The following is a 15,298-nucleotide window of genomic DNA, read 5'->3' as shown; positions in this document are numbered from 1 at the left end:
GGCCGAACCGAAATTCACTGCGACACGAGGACGTGCGAGCGTGCTTCGCATCGATGCAAAGGACTGAGCATGATCAAGGAAGGTGAAAAGCTGCCCGACGCGACGCTCTTCGAGTATGTCGAAGACGACCGGGCGGGCTGCACGATCGGACCGAACAGTTTCGACGTGCGCGAGCAGACGGCGGGCAAACGCGTGGTGATCTTCGGATTGCCCGGCGCGTTCACGCCGACGTGTTCGGCCAAACATGTACCGGGCTATGTCGAACATGCCGAGCAGTTGCGCGCTGCCGGCATCGACGAAATCTGGTGCGTGTCCGTCAACGACGCGTTCGTCATGGGCGCGTGGGGACGCGATCAGCACACCTCGGGCAAGGTGCGCATGATGGCGGACGGTAGTGCGGCTTTCACACGGGCGCTTGGTCTGGAGCAGGATCTGTCGGCGCGCGGCATGGGAATCCGTTCCCTGCGCTACGCGATGGTGGTCGACGACGGCGTGGTCAAGACGCTGAACGTCGAGGCTGCCGGCAAGTTCGAAGTCAGCGATGCGGCGAGTATTCTCGCCACGTTGAGCTAGTTGCTGAGTTCGCACCTTCGCCGCGACCGCCCGCGCTAATGCCGCGTGGCGCCACGGCAACGGTGATTGCGACGCTTTTGTGACAGGCCGTTACGCGGGCCGATGACCGGAAACGCCTCCGTTCCGGGGCATCGGCCCAACACGCTTTGCGTCGCTGCGTCCCGCGGGTAATGCAGCGAAACAGATTGATACGTTCCCTGCAAGGACGTTGGTCTGGGGATTGGAGTATACTTCGCGCTATGAAATAAAAAGTCCTGATTAGGATTTTCAATCGAACAGAAGATCACCATGTTGAAGCAGCGCACAATCAAATCGATCGTCAAGACGGTCGGCATCGGGTTGCACTCCGGCCGCAAAGTCAATCTGACGCTCCGTCCGGCGGCGCCGGGCACTGGCATCGTGTTTTCGCGCGTGGACTTGCCCACCCCAGTGGACATTCCCGCGTCGGCGATGGCGATTGGCGATACGCGTCTGGCTTCCGTACTGCAGAAAGACGGCGCACGCGTGTCGACCATCGAGCATCTGATGTCCGCCTGCGCCGGTCTCGGGATCGACAATCTTTACGTCGATGTCACCGCCGAGGAAATCCCGATCATGGACGGCAGCGCGGCTTCGTTCGTGTTCCTGATCCAGTCGGCAGGTATCGAAGAGCAGAACGCGCCGAAAAAATTCATCAAGGTGACGAAGCCGGTCGAAATTCGCGACGGTGACAAGTTCGCGCGCCTCGATCCGTATTTCGGCTTCAGGCTCAAATTCACGATTGACTTCCGCCACCCCGCTGTGGACAAAACCGGCCAGGCACTGGAAGTGGATTTCGCCAATACGTCGTATGTGCGCGAAATCGCGCGTGCCCGCACGTTCGGCTTCGCGCATGAAGTGGAAATGATGCGCGAGCTCGGCCTTGCGCGCGGCGGCAGCATGGACAACGCGATCGTGCTCGACGAGTACCGCATTCTGAACAACGACGGCCTGCGCTACGAGGACGAGTTCGTCAAGCACAAGATGCTCGACGCGATCGGCGACCTGTACGTGGTCGGGCACCCGCTGCTCGCGTCGTACACCGCATACAAGTCGGGCCACGGTCTGAACAACGCGCTACTGCGCGAGCTGCTCGCGCACGAAGACTCGTACGAAATCGTCACCTTCGACGACACCCAGAAGGCCCCGCGCGGCTTCGCGTACGAAACCCAGACGGCGTTCGCATAACGCCGGCGCGACTGGCAAGCAGATGAAAAACGGCCCCGCGGGGCCGTTTTTGTTGAGCGTTCAGCGATTGCGCCGATGCCGCGCGGCCATGCGCGCGAGCGCTTCCTGCAGCGGTGATGGCGCGAGCGATTCGCTCAACGCCTGCAGCGCGTTGGCGCCGGCCGGCGTCATGCGCGCCTGCTTCACGGGCGGCGGTTCCTTCAGCGGCTGCGGCCGCACGCGAATCTTCAGCGCCTGCACGGGCCAGCCGCGCAGCTGCAAATCCGCCAGCAGCCGCGGCTCCAGATGACGCAGACGCGCGGCGAGCGCATTGTGCGCGGCGAACAGGGCCAGCACGCCCTCCTTGATGAAGCCCGGCTCGACGCTCGTCGCCAGATAATCGGGCAGCAGCTCGCGCAGATCCTTCTCGAGTGCGGCGATCTGCTCGACGCCCGCGCGCAGCGCCGCGAACGCGTCCGTGCGGCCGAGTACCTCGGCAAGCGGCTGCGGGCGGCGCGGATCGAACTGCTTCGGCGGCCTTGAAAAGGACGAAAAACGGCGCATGTTTGGCATTGACGGCGTGAGCTCGCCCCATGCGCGCTCACGCCGCGATTGTACCTCGCGGGGCAGTTCGCGAAGCCGGTCCGCGGCGCGCTGGAGGTTGCCGGGCGGGGCCGGCGGAGGCCGGCGCCGTGACGGCTCGGACACGAGCGCAGCCGGAGGCGCGTGCTAAAATGCCCGATTCGAATTCACTCTTGGACTAAGCCGCCGAGGACTTTCCGACCGAGGCGCGGTATGCGCGAAGCGCATACCGCGAGCCAGCCGAAGCCGCGACGCAGACACCGATCCGATGACCACCGGTTTTCTACAGAAGATTTTTGGCAGCCGTAATCAGCGGCTAGTCAAGCAATATCAAAAGACCGTCGCGGCGATCAATGCGCTCGAGCCGCAGATCGAGCAATTGACGGATGACCAACTGCGCGCCAAAACGGGTGAATTCCGCCAGCGCGTCGCGAGCGGCGAGTCGCTCGACAAGATCCTACCGGAGGCGTTCGCGGTCTGCCGCGAGGCCAGCAAGCGGGTGCTGAAGATGCGCCATTTCGACGTGCAGTTGATCGGCGGTATGGCGCTGCACTACGGCAAGATCGGCGAAATGCGCACCGGCGAAGGCAAGACGCTCGTTGCGACGCTTCCGGTCTACCTGAACGCGCTGTCGGGCCGCGGCGTCCACGTGGTCACGGTCAATGACTACCTCGCGCAGCGCGATGCGGAATGGATGGCGCGTCTCTATAACTTCCTCGGTCTGTCGGTCGGTATCAACCTGTCGCAGATGGAGCATACGGCGAAGCAGCAAGCGTACGCCGCTGACATCACCTACGGCACCAACAACGAATTCGGCTTCGACTACCTGCGCGACAACATGGTCTATGAGACCGACGCGCGCGTGCAGCGCAGCCTTAATTTCGCGGTCGTCGACGAGGTCGACTCGATCCTGATTGACGAAGCCCGCACGCCGCTGATCATCTCCGGCCAGGCCGAAGATCACACGGAACTCTACGTGCGCATGAACGCACTGCCGCCGCTGCTCGAGCGCCAGATCGGCGAAGAGAAGGCGGACGGCACCGGCGTCGAGAAGCCGGGCGACTACACGCTGGACGAAAAAGGCCGTCAGGTCTTCCTGACCGAGTCGGGCCACGAAAAGGCCGAGCGCCTGCTCTCTGAGTGGGGCCTGATCGGCGACGGCGAAAGCCTGTACGCGCCGCAGAACATCACGCTGATGCACCACGTGTACGCGGCGCTGCGCGCGCACACGCTGTTCTTCAAAGATCAGCACTACGTCGTGCAGAACGGCGAAGTCATCATCGTGGACGAATTCACCGGCCGTCTGATGGCCGGCCGCCGCTGGTCGGACGGCCTGCACCAGGCGGTCGAGGCGAAGGAGCACGTGAAGATCCAGAGCGAGAACCAGACGCTCGCATCGATCACGTTCCAGAACTACTTCCGCATGTACGCGAAGCTGGCCGGCATGACCGGCACGGCCGACACTGAAGCGTACGAATTCAACGAGATCTACGGTCTCGAAACGGTCGTGATCCCGACCAACCGTCCGCCGAAGCGGATCGACAAGCAGGATCAGATCTACAAGACCGCAAAGGAACGCTACGACGCGGTGATCCGCGACATTCGCGACTGCTTCGAACGCGGTCAGCCGGTGCTGGTCGGCACGACGTCGATCGAGAACTCGGAGTTGCTGTCGCATCTGCTGAAGCAGGCCGGCTTGCCGCACGAAGTGCTGAACGCGAAGCAGCATGCGCGCGAAGCGGAGATCGTCGCCGAAGCGGGCCGTCCGCAACGCATCACCATCGCGACGAACATGGCCGGCCGTGGTACGGACATCGTGCTCGGCGGCAACGCGGAGAAGCAGGCGTCGTTCATCGAACAGGACGAAACGCTCGCCGACGACGACAAGCGGCGCCGCATCCAGAAGCTGCACGACGAATGGCAGACGCTTCACGATCAGGTGAAGGCCGCGGGCGGTCTGCACATCATCGGCACCGAGCGTCACGAGTCGCGCCGTATCGACAACCAGTTGCGCGGCCGTGCGGGCCGTCAGGGCGACCCCGGTTCGTCGCGTTTCTATCTGTCGCTGGAAGACCCGCTGCTGCGCATTTTCGCCGGCGATCGCGTGCGTGCGATCATGGACCGCCTGAAGATGCCGGAAGGCGAGGCGATCGAAGCGGGCATCGTGTCGCGCTCGATCGAATCGGCGCAACGCAAGGTCGAGGCGCGCAACTTCGATATTCGTAAGCAATTGCTCGAATACGACGACGTGTCGAACGACCAGCGCAAGGTGATCTACCAGCAGCGCAACGAATTGCTCGAAGCGAACGACATCACCGAGACCATCACCGCGATGCGTCATGGCGTCATCAGCGACATCGTGCATCAGTTCGTGCCGGTGGGCAGCATCGAAGAGCAGTGGGACGTGCCCGAACTCGAGGAAGTGCTGCGCAACGAATGGCAGCTCGATCTCGCGATCCAGGAAATGATCAACGAGTCGAACTCGATCAGCGTAGAAGAGATTCTCGAAGCGGTCGAGGCCGCCGCGGACGAAGGGTACGAGGCGAAGGTCCAGCTGGTCGGCCGCGAATCGTTCAGCGCGTTCGAGCGCTCGATCATGCTGCAGACGCTCGACCGCGCGTGGCGCGAGCATCTGGCCGCGCTCGATCACCTGCGTCAGGGCATCCATCTGCGCGGCTATGCGCAAAAGAACCCGAAGCAGGAATACAAGCGCGAAGCGTTCGAACTGTTCGCGGCGATGCTCGACGCCGTGAAGCTCGAAGTCACGCGCATCGTGATGAACGTGCAGATCCAGTCGCCGGAGCAGCTCGAAGCGGCTGCGGAGCAGATGGAAGAGCAGGGCGGTCATCTGGAGAACGTCGAGTTCCGTCATGCGGAGTTTGCCGAAGCCGGCGCCGCCGCGCCCGTCGCGGCCGAAGCGGCCACCGCCGCGATGATCGGCGACGCGATGAGCCACGGCCACGGCGCGTCGCCGCAGGCTGCCGTGCACATGAACACGGAGAACGTGCCGAAGGTCGGCCGCAACGACCCATGCCCGTGCGGCAGCGGCAAGAAGTACAAGCAGTGCCACGGCAAGATCGCCTGATGCCGATGCGGCGCGCTTCCGGGCGCGCCGCATCGTTTTTGAGCGCCGTCTGGCCGTTTCGATTTCGCGGGTGACCCGGCAGCACGCCCGGGTCATCAGTTCCGTTTTCCCGATGCCGGCATCTGCCGGCATTTTCTTCGACAGGTCGCGACCATGGCTGTCAACTTTCCCTCGATCGATCCCGCTCAACTCCACCCTATCGCGGGCGTCTCGCTCGGCTGGGCGGAAGCGAATATCCGCAAGCCGAACCGGAAGGACGTGCTGGTCATTTCCGTCGACGAAGGCGCGACGGTGGGCGGCGTGTTCACGCAGAACCGCTTCTGCGCGGCGCCCGTCACGGTCTGCCGCGAGAACCTGCAGCGCGCGAGTTCGGGCGGCAAACCGATTCGCGCGCTGGTGATCAACACCGGCAACGCGAACGCGGGCACCGGTGAGCCGGGCCTCGCGGCGACGCGCGAAACCTGCGCGGAACTCGCGCGACTCGCCGACATGGCGCCCGAGCAGGTGCTGCCGTTCTCGACGGGTGTGATTCTCGAGCCGCTGCCGGTCGATCGTCTGAAGGCCGGTTTGCCGGCGGCGCTCGCGAACCGCAAGGAAGCGAACTGGTACGACGCGGCGCAGTCGATCATGACGACCGACACGCTGCCGAAGGCGAGCTCGCGCCAGGTCACCATCGACGGTCACACGGTCACGCTGACCGGCATCAGCAAGGGCGCCGGCATGATCAAGCCGAACATGGCGACCATGCTCGGCTTTCTCGCGTTCGACGCGGCCGTCGCGCAGCCGGTGCTGGACGAGCTCGTGAAGCACGTCGCGGACCGCTCGTTCAACTGCATCACAATCGATGGCGATACGTCGACCAACGATTCGTTCATCCTCATCGCGTCGGGCAAATCGAGCCTGCCTGCGATCACGTCCACCGATTCGCCCGCTTATGCAGCGCTGCGCGACGCGGTGACCGGGATCGCGCAGAGCCTCGCGCAACTGATCGTGCGCGACGGCGAAGGCGCGACCAAATTCATGACCGTGCATGTCGAAGGCGGCTCGAGCGTCGGCGAATGCCGCCAGATCGCCTACGCAATCGGCCACTCGCCGCTCGTTAAAACGGCCTTCTATGCATCGGATCCGAACCTCGGCCGTATTCTCGCGGCCATCGGCTATGCCGGCGTGGACGATCTCGACGTCGGCAAGATCGATCTGTATCTCGACGACGTGCTGGTCGCGACCGCCGGCGGCCGCAACCCGGCCTACCGCGAAGAAGACGGCCAGCGCGTGATGAAAAAGAGCGAGATCGGCATCCGCGTCGTGCTCGGCCGCGGCAACGCGCAAGCCACGATCTGGACCTGCGATCTGTCGCACGACTACGTGAGCATCAACGCCGACTACCGCTCGTAATCAGGTTCACAGCACGGCCGTGGGCCGCCTACTTACCATGGACAAACTCGAACAGTTTCTGAACCGGGCCGAAGCCGTGCTCGGTCGCCTGGAAGCAATGCTTCCGCCCGCCGCGCCGGACATCGACTGGTCGGCCGCGGTCGCTTTCCGCTGGCGCAAGCGCCAGGGGCGCGGCTACCTGCAGCCGGTGCCCGCCATTTCGTCGATCACGCTCGACGACCTGCAGAACATCGATCGCCAGAAAGGGTTGATCGAGCAGAACACGCGCCAGTTCGTGCGCGCGCAACCGGCCAACAACGTGCTGCTGACAGGCGCGCGCGGTACCGGCAAGTCGTCGCTGATCAAGGCGTGTCTGAACGCGTACGCGAAAGACGGGCTGCGCCTGATCGAAGTGGACAAGGACGATCTGCACGATCTCGGCGACATCGTCGATCTGATCGCAAAGCGCCCCGAGCGCTTCATCGTGTTCTGCGACGATCTGTCTTTCGAAGAAGGCGAGTCCGGCTACAAGGCGCTGAAGGTCGCGCTCGACGGCTCGATCGCCGCGCAGTCCGACAATGTGCTGATCTACGCGACGTCGAACCGCCGCCATCTGCTGCCCGAGTACATGAGCGACAACGAGACATACAAGCACACGTCGGACGGCGAGATTCATCCGGGCGAACTGGTCGAGGAAAAGATTTCACTGTCCGAGCGTTTCGGGCTGTGGGTCAGCTTCTACCCGTTCAAGCAGGACGACTACCTGACGATCATCGCGCACTGGCTGCGCCATTTCGGTTGCGACGACGCCGAGATTGAATCGGCGCGCGGCGATGCGCTGGTCTGGGCGCTCGAGCGTGGCTCCCGCTCGGGGCGCGTCGCATGGCAGTTCGCGCGCGACTGGTCCGGCCGCAAGACGCCGGCATGAGCGAGACACGCGAAAACGCCGGCATCGACACCGGAAAAATCGGCGCGCACCGTCCGGTCACCGAAGTCGCGGTCGGCGTGCTGATGCAGCCAGATGGGCGCTACCTGCTCGCGCAACGTCCGGCGGGCAAGCCGTATGAGGGCTACTGGGAGTTTCCGGGCGGCAAGCTCGAAGCGGGTGAATCGGTCGAGGCCGCGCTTGCGCGAGAGCTGCAGGAGGAACTGGGAATCGAGGTCGAGGCGAGCCATCTGTGGCATACGCTCGAACACGATTATCCGCACGCCTATGTGCGCCTCTTCTTCTGCAAGGTGACGCAGTGGTCGGGCGAGCCGCATGGGCGTGAAGGACAGGCCTTCGCGTGGCAGTGCTTGCCTGCGGATGTCTCGCCGTTGCTGCCGGCCACGATCCCGGTGCTGGAGTGGCTCGCGGCCGAGAACAGCGATTGATTGCACTGAATAACTGAAAAGGCCACGCGATAGCGGACGCTGTCTCGGCAGCGCCGATTCGCGTGGCTTTTTTACTGGCCGCTCAGTGCGGATTGTAGTCGCCTCGCGGCGTTTCCTCTTCGGACGAAGCCCCTTCCTGTTCGTTGCCGCCAATCCGGTATTTTTCGGCGGCCCATGCGCCGAGATCGGTCTGCTTGCAGCGCTCGGAGCAGAAAGGACGGAAGCGGCTCTCGGAGGTCCAGCGGACATCTTTACCGCAGGTAGGGCATTTGACGACGGTAGGCATACGGTCAGACGATCATTCGCGAACGGAACAAGTAACGAATATAGGGCTATTTCGCGCCGCTTCAAAGGCGCGTCCCGTCAAATCCGGCGCGCGCTGCTGGATGAGGCGGTGGTTGACAGTCTGTTACAGACTGCAGAGCGTGAGGTGGAACGGCACGTCGACATCGACAGCGCGTGGTCGCAGATCGCCGTCCTGCACCGTGAAGCGCACCCACAGCATGTACTTGTTGGCGCTCGCTTCGGGAATCACGCGCAATTCCGGAGCGACGCGGACCTGCATCAATTGATACGAGCGGCCCGACAGCATTTGCTGATAGCTGCCTTGCATCGCCATCACCTTCGACGCCTGGCCCGACTCACGCGCAAGCCGCAGCACGATCGTGGCCGCGTCGCGCAGCGGTAAAAGCGGCGTCACCCACTTGGCGATGTCCTGGCGACGCTGATCGGGATGCAACTGTTGCCACGCGTAATACGAGGGCAGGTCGAATTTGCAGGTACCACCGGGGATGATTGCGCGGCTGCGAATGCTCGCGAGCCACTCGTTGTCTGCAAGATGCTGGCCGGTCTTGCCCTGCATTTGCGTGAGACCCGCAAGGGTCTGTTCGATTTCGCCGAGCACCGCTTCGAGCGCGTTCTGCTCGATGCCTGGATTACCGCGAAACGGCGCGAGCGTTTGCCGCTGCCGTTCGAGCTCTTTCATCAGATCCGACTTCAAATCCGCGCGACCGGCCACTTCGGAGATTTCGAACAGCGTTGTCAGTGCGACGTGATGTTCCCTCGCATCTTCCTGAGTCAGAAAGAACGTGAAGCGCTCGAACAGATCTTCGAGCCGCAACAGCGTCCGGATTCGCTCATTGAAGGGGTACTCGTAAAGGATCAAGCGGGCTCGCCTCGGGCGTGGTCGGTGACAGGAATGCAAAACATTCTAATGCCGTGGGACTACCCAAGCAATCACGCACTTTTTCTGCGCGCTGTCGCAACTTTTTTCGTGACTTCCCGGTGTTCTTAGCGGTTCGGCTCCCGCGTGTGAGCGAAGTTCAATGTCGGTGACTTGGCGGTCGCGGACGCGTATCCGCCTTCACAGGGCTGCGCATGCGCTTGGAGCCTGCAGCGAATGGCCGGCCTATGTGCTGCTCGCGCTATGACTCGGTTTCACCTTTCGCAAGCGACAGATACGCTTGATGGTGAGCGTCTACCTGCGCCTCGAGTTCTTCGAGCGGCGTATCGTCATTGACGATCACGTCGTCAGCGGCGGCGAGGCGCGCTTCGCGCGTGGCCTGGCGCGCGATGATCGCCAGCACTTGCTCACGGCTGAAGCCGTTGCGGCTCATCACGCGCGCGATCTGCGTGTCGACGCTGCAATCGACGGTGAGCACGCGATTCGCCCGGTCCTTCCATGCCCCGGATTCGACCAGCAACGGTACCACGACGATCACATACGGCCCTCGCGCTTCGCGCTCTTCGCGCTCGGTTTCCGCGCGAATCAACGGATGCGTGATGCCTTCGAGACGTTTGCGCGCTGTTTCGTCGCTGAACGCGAGCGTGCGCATGCGCGTGCGATCGAGCGAGCCATCGGCGTTGACGAACTCCGCGCCGAATTCGGCGGCGATGTGCGGCATCGCCAAGCCACCCGGCGCGGTGATTCGATGCGCGATCATGTCCGTGTCGACGAGCGGTACGCCGCGCGCGACGAACAGCTCGGCCACCGTCGATTTGCCGCTACCGATGCCGCCTGTGAGTCCCACAACGAACATGATTCAGCCTCCCAGAGCCAGGTAAAGCGGCGTGCCGACAAACAGTGTGAACGCACCGCCCGCAGCGAGAAACGGCCCGAACGGCAGCGGCTCCTCGAAGCGCATACGGCCGCGCCACATGGCCGCGAGGCCGATCACGGCGCCGGCCACCGCAGCGATCAGCACGATCTGCGGCAGTGCCGGCCAGCCGAGCCACGCGCCGAGCGCGGCGAGAAGCTTGAAGTCGCCATAGCCCATGCCTTCGATGCCGCGCACGAGCTTGAACACCCAATGTACAGCCCATAACACCAGATATCCGAAGATGGCCCCCAGCACCGCATCATGCAGGTTTGTGAACATGCCGTTGAAATTGACGATCAAGCCGGCCCACAACAGCGGCAGCGTCAAGGAATCGGGCAGCAGATGCGTGTCGATGTCGATCGCGCTCATCGCGAGCAACGTCGCGCACAGGCCGAATGCGGCGAGTGCCATCAGCGTCGGGCCGAACGCGGTCAGTGCGCCTACCGCGAAAGCGGCGCTCGCGATTTCGAGCAGCGGATAGCGCGCGCTGATGTGCGTGCCGCACGCGGAACAACGGCCGTGCAACAGCAGGTAGCTCAGCACCGGCAAGTTTTCCCAGGCACTCAGTGCGTGACCGCAATGCGGGCACGCGCTACGCGGGACCCACAGGTTGTAGCGCGCCGGCAGTCGGTCGTCGGGCTGCGGCTCGTTGGTGGCCTCCCTGATTTCGGTGCGCCAGGCCCGCTCGAGCATGATCGGTAACCGATGCACGACGACGTTCAGGACGCTGCCAATCACGAGGCCGAGCACGATCGCGAATGCGACCTGCACGCCGGCGGGCAGGCTCGCGAACGCGAGGCCGATATCGCCGGCAAAGCGGCCCGGCAGCAAGCCGGCGAGCAGGCTGGAGGAAGTTTGTGACACGAGCGGAAGAGGAGCCTGCATGGTGATGGAGTGGATTCGGCTGCGATGCTACACCACGTTGCCGAGTTGAATAATGGGAAGATACATCGCGATGACGAGGCCACCGACCAGCGTGCCGAGCACGACGATCACGAGCGGTTCGCACAGGCTCGATAGCGCGCCGATCCTGTCGTCGACCTGGCGGTCCGCAAGCGACGCGACATCGAGCAGCATGCTGTCGAGCGCGCCGGATTCCTCGGCAACGGCAACGGGCTGCACGACCTCGGGAGGAAAGCAGTCGGCCGCGCGCATCGCCGCGGCGAGTCGTTCGCCGCGCCGCAGTCTTATGGCGATGCTTGCCGTCGCGCGATCGAAGAATGCATTGCCTGTCGCCTGTGTGAGCGAATCGAACGCGTCGGCGAGCGGTGTGCCGGCGGACAGCAACGTGCCGAGCGCGCGACTCCAGCGCGCCGCGCATAGCGTGCGCAGCAGCGGGCCGGCCACCGGCAGGTTGAGCGACACGCGCGCGAAGCGGATGCGCGCGCTGGCCGACCGACGCAGTACGAACGAGATGATCGAACTCATTGCGACCATCAGCACGAACGTCGGCACACTCCAGCGCGCGGCGGCCGCCGACAGCATCAGCACGAACTGCGTCGGTGCGGGCAGCTTCGCACCGAAGCCGTCGAAGATCTGCTTGAACGTCGGCACGACCCACACTAGCAACGCCGCGGTAATCGCGACCGCGAGCAGCAGGATCGCGACTGGATAGGTGAGCGCCGCGCGCACTTTCGCGCGCTGCGCGGCGGCGCGTTCGCGATCGTCGGCGAGGCGCGCGAGCACGGTGACGAGCGCACCTGCCGCTTCGCCCACCTCGACCAGCTGGCAGTACAGCGCATTGAACTGCGCCGAGTGTCGCTGCAAGGCCGCCGAAAAGCGCAGGCCGGCGGTGATGTCACGCGCGACGGTGCCGATGATGCGCGGCATGCCTTGCCGCTGGCCCGACGTCGGTGCCTGCGCGAGCAGTTCGAGCGCGGGCGCGAGCGGCAAACCGGCACGCAGCAGACTGGACAGTTGTCGCGTGAACAGCGTGACATCGGCCGCGCTGGTCTTCGGGCGTGGCGCGGGCCCTTGCGTTGCCAGTTCGACGATGAAGAGGTTGTCGCGTTTGAGCATCGTGCGCGCGGCGCTCGCGTCGGGTGCGATCAGCGTGCCGCTCTTGCGCGTGCCGTCCGCGTCGACGCCGCGCCATCTGAAGCGCAGCTCGGCTGCGACGACGGACTGTGTCGGTGACAGCGCGGCGGTACTCATGCGACCTCCGTGGCGGCGAGCGCTTCGGCGAGACTCGTGGTGCCGTCGCGCACACGCGCGAGCGCCGCGTCGCGTAACGTCGCAACCTGTTCGGTCTGGGCAAGGCGTGCCAGTTCGTGCGCGCCCGCGCTGGCGACGATCAGCTCGCGCATCGCGTCGGAAACAGGCATCACCTGATGGATGCCGACGCGCCCCCGATAGCCGATCCCGTGGCAAACCGCGCAGCCGGTCGCCGCATACGGTTGCCAGCCGTCGAGCTCATGTTCGCCGAAGCCCGCCGCGTGGAGCGCCGCCGCTGAATGCGGCGCGGGCGCGCGGCATGCGACGCACAATCGCCGCACGAGGCGCTGAGCGGTCACCATCCGCAGTGCGGCCGCAAGATTGTACGGCTCGACACCGATATCGATGAGCCGCGCGATGGCCGCGGGCGCGTCGTTCGTATGCAGCGTGGACAGCACGAGGTGACCGGTTTGGGCGGCCTTCACGGCGACATCGGCGGTTTCGTTGTCGCGGATTTCGCCGACCATGATGACGTCCGGGTCCTGACGCAGGAATGCGCGCAGCGCGACCGCGAAAGTCAGCCCGGCTTTTTCGCGCACGCTGACCTGGTTGATGCCGGCCAGCTGGATCTCGGCCGGGTCTTCCACTGAGCACAGGTTGCGTGCCTCGCCGTTCAGCAGATTCAGGAAGCAGTACAGCGACAGCGTCTTGCCGCTGCCTGTCGGTCCGGTGACGAGCATCAGGCCGTGCGGCGCGCGGATCGCGGCGTCGACGGTATCGCGCTGTGCCGGATCGAGGCCGAGCGAATCGAGCGAGAGTTCGGCGGGCAATGCGTCGAGCCGTCGTATCACCAGCTTTTCGCCGAACAGCGTCGGCAGCGAATTGACTCGGTAGTCCTCGAGCCGCCCTGGCGACGTCGCGAGGCGTAGGCGGCCGTCCTGCGGCACGCGTCGCTCGGCGATGTCCATGCGCGCGAGCACCTTCACACGCGTGACGAACGCGTCGCGCAGATGCGCCGGCGGCCGCGGGATTTCATGCAGCACGCCGTCGATACGTAGCCGCATACGCCAACCATGCTCGGCCGGTTCGATGTGGATATCCGACGCATTGCGCCGCGTCGCCTCGTGCAACGTGTCGGACAGCAGACGCACGGCGGGGGCGTTGTCGGGATCGTTCAGACTCGTTGCGCTGGATTCGCCGTCGACAGCGAGCGGGCGCGGCAATCCGGCCGCGGTGGCAAAGGGTGTTTGCATTGAGAGACCGGTGGTGAGCCGCCTGTAGAACATGACGGCTTCATCTTCCGGTTGCGGGCGTCCGAATGCCATTCGGCCATTCGGCCAATGGCGCGCGTCGCGAGCCTGTGCGATGCTGATCGTGAATCAGCGAGCGACGGGGTGAAGTTCAGCCTAACCGCGTTTTACCGGTCTTCGTGCGCGACGGCGGTTTGAACAGCTTGACGGTGCGGATCGCCTGATCGTCGCTGCGCATCACTTCGAGCTTGGTGTCCCCGATGCGCACGCAGACATCGCCGTCAGGGATGTCTTCGAGGATTTCGAGAATCAGGCCGTTGAGGGTTCTGGGCCCGTCGGTGGGCAGCGCGAGTTGCAGCCAGCGGTTCAGCTCCCGCAACGGCATGGTGCCGGCGACGATGCATTCGCCCGCCTCGTTCCAGCCGCCGCGCGAACTGGCGCCACGCGGAATCGACGTGGTGAATTCGCCGATCAGCTCCTCGATGATGTCTTCTGGCGTAACGAGACCTTGCAGTTCACCGTACTCGTTGACGACGAGCGCGCTCCGTTGCCGGCTCTCCTGGAAATATTGCAGCTGCTGGAACACCGGTGTGCCGCTCGGCACGAAGTACGGCTCGGCGAGCAACTCGCGCAACGTATCGCGTTCGAGTTCCTGGTTGTGCAGCGCCGACAGCGTCTTGCGCACGTGCAATACACCAAGCACGCGGTCGATGTCGCCCTGGTAGACGATCAGCTTGTTGTGATAGCAGGTCTCGAGTTGATGCAGGATCTGTTCGAACGGCGCGTCGAAGTCGAGCGCCTCGATACGGCGGCGCGGGATCATCACGTCATCGACGGAGATGTTTTCGAGGTCGAACAGATTCAGCAGGATGCTGCGGTGTTTGGTCGGCATGAAGCTGCCCGACTCCAGCACGATGGTGCGCAGTTCTTCGGTGGACAGCCGCTGGTCGCGCGCGCCCTTGGTATTGATGTGCAGCACGCGCAGGATGCCGGTGGCGAACAGGTTGACGAACCAGATCAACGGTCTCGCGACCCGCATCAGTGGGGCGATCAGGAGGCTCGCGGGCAGCGCGATTTTCTCGGGAAACGTCGCGCCGACGATTTTCGGCGTGATTTCCGCAAAAACGATGATGAGGAACGCGACGATACCGGTCGCGATCGACAGCACGAGGCTATTGCGGCCGAACGTATGCAATGCGACCGATGTGGTCAGTACCGGAATGATCGTGTTGAACAGGTTATTACCGATCAGGATCACGCTCAGCAGTTGATCGGTTTTTGCCAGCAGGCCTTGGGTTGTCTTCGCACCGAGCGTGTTCTTGCTGGCAAGATGTTTGAGGCGATGACGGTTGAGCGCCATCATCGCTGTTTCGGAAATGGAAAAGAAGGCGGAGCAGACAAGCAGCAGAAGGACAGCGCCGATCTGCGCCCATAAAGGAAGTTGTTCCACGCGTCGGGGAAAATGAGGGAAAGGATGGAGAGAATATAGCAGAGGGGGCTGCGCGTTCCGCCGTGGCGATGGCTGCCGAGAGAGAGACGACGCAGCGACGTACGGGCTGCTGGAAGGCAAAGACCGCGGCGAAGCGCAGCAGTGGAGCAGCGAAACCCACCGCGCAAAACAA

At 63.9% G+C, this 15,298-nt stretch carries 14 protein-coding genes; 6 read left to right on the top strand and 8 right to left on the bottom strand.

The annotated features are described in order from the left end of the window. The first annotated feature begins 69 nt into the window (after positions 1 to 69). Together BJG93_RS14260 and lpxC are read left to right on the top strand one after the other, a co-directional pair. Positions 70 to 573, top strand: coding sequence for a peroxiredoxin (locus BJG93_RS14260; protein ID WP_013090605.1), 504 nt, complete (start codon positions 70 to 72; stop codon positions 571 to 573). Between the two features lie 288 nt (positions 574 to 861). Next, positions 862 to 1,779 carry a UDP-3-O-acyl-N-acetylglucosamine deacetylase gene (gene lpxC / locus BJG93_RS14255; RefSeq protein ID WP_027198915.1) on the top strand — a complete coding sequence of 306 codons (918 nt, stop codon included), beginning with the start codon at positions 862 to 864 and terminating at the stop codon, positions 1,777 to 1,779. A gap of 60 nt (positions 1,780 to 1,839) precedes the next feature. On the opposite strand, the gene BJG93_RS14250 is transcribed toward lpxC, so the two are convergent. Then, positions 1,840 to 2,322: a DciA family protein gene (locus BJG93_RS14250; RefSeq protein WP_027198914.1), complete on the bottom strand. Its 483-nt coding sequence runs from the start codon at positions 2,320 to 2,322 to the stop codon at positions 1,840 to 1,842. 286 nt (positions 2,323 to 2,608) lie between these two features. Here BJG93_RS14250 and secA point away from each other — a divergent pair, with 286 nt between their 5' ends. The 4 genes from secA (at position 2,609) to BJG93_RS14230 (ending at position 8,173) form a co-directional block, all read left to right on the top strand. Continuing rightward, on the top strand, positions 2,609 to 5,425 hold the full coding sequence (gene secA / locus BJG93_RS14245) for a preprotein translocase subunit SecA (protein WP_027198913.1): 2,817 nt from the start codon (positions 2,609 to 2,611) through the stop codon (positions 5,423 to 5,425). 153 nt (positions 5,426 to 5,578) lie between these two features. Beyond that, positions 5,579 to 6,820: a bifunctional glutamate N-acetyltransferase/amino-acid acetyltransferase ArgJ gene (argJ, locus tag BJG93_RS14240; protein ID WP_027198912.1), complete on the top strand. Its 1,242-nt coding sequence runs from the start codon at positions 5,579 to 5,581 to the stop codon at positions 6,818 to 6,820. 37 nt (positions 6,821 to 6,857) lie between these two features. Further along, positions 6,858 to 7,727, top strand: coding sequence for an ATP-binding protein (locus BJG93_RS14235; RefSeq protein WP_027198911.1), 870 nt, complete (start codon positions 6,858 to 6,860; stop codon positions 7,725 to 7,727). Further along, positions 7,724 to 8,173 carry an NUDIX domain-containing protein gene (locus tag BJG93_RS14230; protein ID WP_027198910.1) on the top strand — a complete coding sequence of 150 codons (450 nt, stop codon included), beginning with the start codon at positions 7,724 to 7,726 and terminating at the stop codon, positions 8,171 to 8,173. Before BJG93_RS14235 ends, BJG93_RS14230 begins: the two co-directional genes overlap by 4 nt. Before the next feature lie 82 nt (positions 8,174 to 8,255). Here the strand turns inward: BJG93_RS14230 and BJG93_RS14225 are convergent, their stop codons facing one another. From BJG93_RS14225 to BJG93_RS14195, 7 genes are all read right to left on the bottom strand, one after another. Further along, the gene (locus BJG93_RS14225; protein WP_027198909.1) at positions 8,256 to 8,459 is read right to left on the bottom strand and encodes a DNA gyrase inhibitor YacG; all 204 of its coding nucleotides are present in this window, start codon (positions 8,457 to 8,459) and stop codon (positions 8,256 to 8,258) included. A gap of 123 nt (positions 8,460 to 8,582) precedes the next feature. Then, positions 8,583 to 9,338 carry a cell division protein ZapD gene (gene zapD, locus BJG93_RS14220; protein ID WP_027198908.1) on the bottom strand — a complete coding sequence of 252 codons (756 nt, stop codon included), beginning with the start codon at positions 9,336 to 9,338 and terminating at the stop codon, positions 8,583 to 8,585. A 259-nt stretch (positions 9,339 to 9,597) separates the two neighbouring features. Beyond that, positions 9,598 to 10,212, bottom strand: a complete 615-nt coding sequence (gene coaE, locus BJG93_RS14215) for a dephospho-CoA kinase (RefSeq protein WP_027198907.1) — start codon at positions 10,210 to 10,212, stop codon at positions 9,598 to 9,600. 3 nt (positions 10,213 to 10,215) lie between these two features. Next, positions 10,216 to 11,157 carry a prepilin peptidase gene (locus BJG93_RS14210; protein ID WP_027198906.1) on the bottom strand — a complete coding sequence of 314 codons (942 nt, stop codon included), beginning with the start codon at positions 11,155 to 11,157 and terminating at the stop codon, positions 10,216 to 10,218. 27 nt (positions 11,158 to 11,184) lie between these two features. Continuing rightward, the gene (locus BJG93_RS14205; RefSeq protein WP_027198905.1) at positions 11,185 to 12,426 is read right to left on the bottom strand and encodes a type II secretion system F family protein; all 1,242 of its coding nucleotides are present in this window, start codon (positions 12,424 to 12,426) and stop codon (positions 11,185 to 11,187) included. Next, positions 12,423 to 13,679: a GspE/PulE family protein gene (locus BJG93_RS14200; protein ID WP_027198904.1), complete on the bottom strand. Its 1,257-nt coding sequence runs from the start codon at positions 13,677 to 13,679 to the stop codon at positions 12,423 to 12,425. The genes BJG93_RS14205 and BJG93_RS14200 overlap by 4 nt, the downstream gene beginning before the upstream one ends. A gap of 148 nt (positions 13,680 to 13,827) precedes the next feature. Beyond that, complete coding sequence (locus tag BJG93_RS14195; protein WP_027198903.1) at positions 13,828 to 15,039, bottom strand: HlyC/CorC family transporter; 1,212 nt, start codon at positions 15,037 to 15,039, stop codon at positions 13,828 to 13,830. Positions 15,040 to 15,298: the final 259 nt, after the last annotated feature.

Source organism: Paraburkholderia sprentiae WSM5005 (assembly GCF_001865575.2).
GTDB lineage: Bacteria > Pseudomonadota > Gammaproteobacteria > Burkholderiales > Burkholderiaceae > Paraburkholderia > Paraburkholderia sprentiae.
The sequence above is the reverse complement of the archived record's forward strand: the minus strand, read 5'-3'. Positions and strand labels throughout refer to the sequence as shown.